At 63.1% G+C, this 4,767-nt stretch carries 5 protein-coding genes and 2 pseudogenes; 2 read left to right on the top strand and 5 right to left on the bottom strand.

The window, feature by feature from the left end; genetic code table 11:
- Both MOV76_RS38380 and MOV76_RS38375 read right to left on the bottom strand, forming a co-directional pair.
- The coding region (locus MOV76_RS38380; protein WP_247266518.1) for a carbon-nitrogen hydrolase family protein at positions 1-955 on the bottom strand (955 nt) is incomplete at its 3' end.
- A 207-nt stretch (positions 956-1,162) separates the two neighbouring features.
- The gene (locus MOV76_RS38375; RefSeq protein ID WP_247266517.1) at positions 1,163-1,552 is read right to left on the bottom strand and encodes a VOC family protein; all 390 of its coding nucleotides are present in this window, start codon (positions 1,550-1,552) and stop codon (positions 1,163-1,165) included.
- 193 nt (positions 1,553-1,745) lie between these two features.
- On the opposite strand from MOV76_RS38375, the gene MOV76_RS38370 reads away from it, so the two are divergent.
- Both MOV76_RS38370 and dapB read left to right on the top strand, forming a co-directional pair.
- Positions 1,746-1,961 carry a hypothetical protein gene (locus MOV76_RS38370; RefSeq protein WP_028733211.1) on the top strand — a complete coding sequence of 72 codons (216 nt, stop codon included), beginning with the start codon at positions 1,746-1,748 and terminating at the stop codon, positions 1,959-1,961.
- A gap of 140 nt (positions 1,962-2,101) precedes the next feature.
- On the top strand, positions 2,102-2,872 hold the full coding sequence (gene dapB, locus MOV76_RS38365) for a 4-hydroxy-tetrahydrodipicolinate reductase (RefSeq protein WP_247266516.1): 771 nt from the start codon (positions 2,102-2,104) through the stop codon (positions 2,870-2,872).
- Between the two features lie 9 nt (positions 2,873-2,881).
- On the opposite strand, the pseudogene MOV76_RS38360 reads toward dapB, so the two are convergent.
- From MOV76_RS38360 to MOV76_RS38350, 3 genes and pseudogenes are all read right to left on the bottom strand, one after another.
- A pseudogene (locus MOV76_RS38360) lies at positions 2,882-3,802 on the bottom strand (ornithine cyclodeaminase family protein).
- 98 nt (positions 3,803-3,900) lie between these two features.
- Positions 3,901-4,407, bottom strand: coding sequence for a GNAT family N-acetyltransferase (locus tag MOV76_RS38355; protein ID WP_112903782.1), 507 nt, complete (start codon positions 4,405-4,407; stop codon positions 3,901-3,903).
- A gap of 134 nt (positions 4,408-4,541) precedes the next feature.
- Positions 4,542-4,767, bottom strand: a pseudogene (locus MOV76_RS38350) (hypothetical protein); the annotation flags it as partial.

Genomic DNA, 4,767 nt, shown 5'->3' with positions numbered 1-4,767 from the left:
GCTCGTAGAGGCCGCTCCGCGCCTTGCGCCGCCACGGCCGGGAAAGATCGCCGGGATTGTCGTCGATATCGGCGAGCGATATCGCGGCCGTTCCTTCCGCAGGGCATTGCGCCGCCCATCGGCCGCCGGGCGCGACGATCCCGGAAGAGGCCGGATCAGCCTGACCGGGATGAGCAAGGATCGAGAAACTGACCCAGTAGCTGTTGCTCGCCGCATGCCCTTGTGCCTCGGCGGCGAAGGACGGCTCGTTGGCCGGCGAACCGCCTGTTGTCGAGAACAGCACGCAATGGACGTCGAGCCGCTCATATTCGCTAAAAATCTCCGGATAGTGGCACTCCATACCGAGCGAGCAACCAAAGCGGATGCCGTCGACCTCGAAGGTCACGGGGATCGAACCCGGCGTGTACATGAAAGAGATCTTGGTGTTCGACAGTAGGCGCTCGTCGTAGCGCGTCACCAGTTCGCCGCGGTCGGAGACGACATAGAGGCTGTTGTGCGGCCGGTGCGGCGCCGTCAGCGGATGCACCGAGCCGATGACCGCCCAGAGCCCCAACTCGTGCGCCAGCCTGCGCGTTGAATCCAACTCCTCGCGAAGCACGGCCCATTCGAACCGCCGCCAATCGGAGGGCCCGATCTCTCGCGGCCCGATTTCCGACATGATGCGCTTGTTGGGCGATGATGTCGCTCCTTCGGGAAAATGGATGAGCCGCGCGCCCGCCTCCCGCGCCTGCCGCATCAGCAGGCGCATCTCCTGGCCGCTCCAGCGAAGCTTGTCGATATCGCGGGGATCGTCCGCATAGGTGGTCTGCGCCACGGCGAGACGCAGGCGTCTTGCCTCAGGCGCTGCGTCGTTCGCCGACTTGGGGAAAACATGCATGCGGGCGGTCGTGTAGGATTCACCCGTCTTGGCGGCGCGCGCACGCACCCGCCGTTTGAAATTTCCATTCTCAGTCATATCAGGGCCTCTCACGTTCCGGACATCGTTCCCCAGCAACAGCCCAAAACATCAGGACCAAGATCACGACCCGAGACGAAAGTCCCTTTGCCTCCGGTTGAAGACCCTGCTGGGGAAGGTCTGGAGAGGTTCGGCGTTAGGCCACGCCGAGCCGAAGATGCCGAGGCGGCCGCGATTCGTCAATTCGGGGACGGCCGAGCACCTACCTCAAGCGGGCCGACCTTGATCCACCCGCCACGGCGGATCCAGGCGGTTCGAACCGGCGAAATAGAGAATGATGCGGTTGCCGCCGGGGTCGAACAGCTCCGCTTCACGCCAGAGCCAATTCTTGTCCTCCGGCCCGCTCACGAAACGAAGACCGGCTTCGCTGAGACTGCCGACCGTCTCGTCCAGGTTCTCGCACTCGAAATACACCGTGGTTCCGCCACCACCACCACTTACGCCCTGATGCAAGGAGAAGGTGCTGTCTCCGTCCGGGCAGACAAAACGCGCATACCGGGGACGGGCGTCGACGACGGGTCTGAGACCGAGAATGCAGTAGAAGTTCCAGCCCGCATCAAGGTCAGGCATCGTAACGGTTACTTGATTCAGGCGCATGACCTATCCCCCCTCAGCTGACTTCGCCCGAAACTGTCTGGCGGCCGGGGATCACGACATTCATAAAAACAAAGACCTGAAGCCATCGCATGAATCAAATTCTAAGCGAGCAGTTTTGGTGTCATCGACACAAAACTCGTGTCAGACTGTGCAAACTGCGCACGCCGCCGCATCGATCGAGAGGGCCGAAGCCATGCACAAGTTCACCGTATCAATCACCCGAGAGATCGAGGCCGATACCGCCGAGGAGGCCGCCTTGCTCATGTATCAGGAACTATCAACGGGACCGATCCCTGACCGCTACTCCGTCACCGACGAGACGAAAGCGACAACGGAGGTGAAGCTGGATCGGCACAAGGCCGACGAATTCGCCAGCATCGATCACACCGCCGATCCCGGCAACTGGTAAGCGGCAGGCGACCAGACGGACCACAGGAGATACGGTTTTGCGCCGGGAGCGGAATGCATTAGTTGCAGGTCGCCTTCTCCGGCACGAATGCAGGACGTAAATAGCCGCTCAGCCGAAAACATCGCGAGCAAGGAAAGACCGTGATATCACCAATCAATATAGCCGTCGCCGGTGCGAACGGTCGCATGGGGCGCGCCATCCTGCCGCTGCTGGCGGCCGATCCAGATTTTGCTTTCGTCGGCGGCATCGGCCGTGAGGGCGCCATCGGCACCGGGCTGATCGACCGGTCGGCCGCGATCGGAGCGGCCGACGTGATCCTGGATTTCACGACGGGAAACGCTGCCGCCGAACTTGCCGGCTTGTGCGCTTTGGCCGGTGGACCGGCCCTGGTGATCGGGGCGACGGGTTTCGAGCCGGATGAACTCGAACGGATCGCAGAGGCTGCTCGCACGATTCCGATCCTGCGCTCCGGCAATTTCTCCATCGGCGTCAACATGCTGGTCGGCCTCGTCGCCCAGGCGGCCCGCGCCCTTCCCGCGCATGCCTGGGATATCGAAATCCTCGAAGCCCATCACAACAGGAAGATCGACGCGCCGTCCGGTACGGCGCTGATGCTCGGCGAAGCCGCCGCCGAGGGCCGCGGGGTTTCCCTCGCATCCGTCGAGCGGCGCGGGCGTGACGGCATCACCGGTGAGCGCCCGACCGGCGAAATCGGCTTCGCCGTCTTGCGCGCCGGCGGGATCATCGGAGAACACAGCGTCCTGTTTGCCGCCGCCGAGGAAGTCGTGACGCTCTCCCATTCGGCTCTCGATCGCGGCATGTTCGCCCGCGGCGCACTTGCCGCCGCCCGCTGGGTCGCAGGGCGCGCACCCGGCGAATACACAATGGGAGATGTTCTCGGGCTGGCCTGAGAAACTGGCCTATAAACTATCAAGGATTGCCGAGGCGACGACGACTTCGGTTCCAGCCAGCCCGACGGAGCAAAACAGGGTCGTATCGCCAGGCGATCCCCGACCGGCCGCTTTCCCGGCAATGATATCGGCAAGATCGGCCATGCGATGCTCATTGCCGGAGCCGGCGAGGAAAAAGGGCGAAGCATAGGCGCGCGTCTATTCGGGAGAGTCCGTCGCGATCACGGCTGCGACATCGGCGATATCCAGGCCCAGTTCGTATCCCTGATGTGTTTTCGGGCCAACGGTGTTGACGTGCATCCCGGGCTTCAAATCCCGCGCATGGATGACCGGTGTTTGGCTCGTCGTCGCGCAGATGACGATGTCGGCGTCATCAACGGCTTCAGAGGCGCTGCCGGCAGGCTCCACCTCAATGCCCAAGGCCTGCTGCATCTCAGCTGCGAAGGCGGTTCGATTTTTTGCGTCGCGGCTATAGACGCGAGCGCGGTCCAGTTTCCGAACGGTGGCAGCCGCGGCAAGCTGGGTTCGCGCTTGGGCTCCGCTACCGAGGATCCCGACGGTCCTGGCATCCGGCGCGCTGAGGTGGCGGATGGCGAGACCTCCGATCGCACCGGTTCTGAGGCTGCCGAGGCGCTCTCCGAGAACGATGCCTTTGAGCCTGGCGTCGTCGGCCGACCACACAGCGACGATCTGCGAATGCTCCACCCCGTCGAATGTTTCATAGACCCGAAAGCCCGCGAGCGGTTTCTCGCCAAGGATGCCACCGACGGTGAAGACGAGATCGCCCCGATCGGGAAACGAGACATGATGCCGGGGCGGAGAGATCAGCCGATTGCCGGCTCTCGCGGGAAAAGCTGTCTCGAGCGCATCGATCGCGACCGCCATCAACCCGCTACCGACAAGATCCTCGTCTTTCAGGATTTTCGTCACAGCCAACCCTCCAGCCCATACCGGCATCCTGCAACCCCAACCCCGCTTGAGGTCAATAGCTCGGGCAAACCGATATGCGCCGAAACATCGCGTGAGAGCTAACCGACCAGACGGCGAGCCATCATGACGTCGTCGATCTCCCTGCCCTCCTCCAGAACCCCGCCGGGAATTCTGCCGATCTCGGAAAAGCCTTCCCGCTGATAGAACCGTATTGCCGCCGGGTTCTCCGCGCTGACAAAGAGCTCCAGCTGCAGGATGCCGATATCGCGCGCATGGTCGGCAGCCGCGCTGAGCAGCCTCGCGGCAAGCCCCGTTCCGCGCAGGCTCCTTCTGACGTAAACCATGATGATCGTCGCGCGATGAACCATCTTGCTCGACCGCTGCCGGAGCAGGCCCGTTATGCCGACGGGTTCGCCATCCTGAAAGGCGATGAAAACCGGTTCGTTCAGGCGGTTGCGCCACTCCTCGAGAGAAAGAGCCGCCCAGTCTTCGTAGCGGCTTGCAAAGAGAGACGGTTCGGTGCGAAGCGCTTCCAGACGGATGCGCCGGAAAGCCTCCACTTCGTCTGCCTGGATATGCCTGATCGTCGTGCCGCTTCCATCCATCGGGACCTCCTGCAAGATGAGAGCTACTCTCAATACAGATGGCTCCAGCCGTCAACCGGTGTCAGCAAGCTTCGTACTTCAGCCAATGCTCGGAGTTACGAGATCGAACGGAAATCAATCATCTCAAGCGCCGATCACTGCGCCGGGCTCCCCAGCCGACCGCCCTTCCGGACGGCCGGTTCACCGCTCGGACCGCCCCTCAATTGATCGGTCGGCCCCGTAGCCGGTTCACCGGTTGGCCCGACCACCGGTTCACGGGCTGGCCCGTCGACCGGCTGGCCGGTAGACCGGACGACCAAGGGATCGGCTGGCTGGACGGCGGATTGATCGGTTGTTGGCCCGGGCACCGACTCCCCGGTT

This window comes from Rhizobium sp. PRIMUS64, from assembly GCF_023006465.1.
GTDB lineage: Bacteria > Pseudomonadota > Alphaproteobacteria > Rhizobiales > Rhizobiaceae > Rhizobium > Rhizobium leguminosarum.
This window is presented reverse-complemented; position numbering and strand designations above follow the sequence as displayed.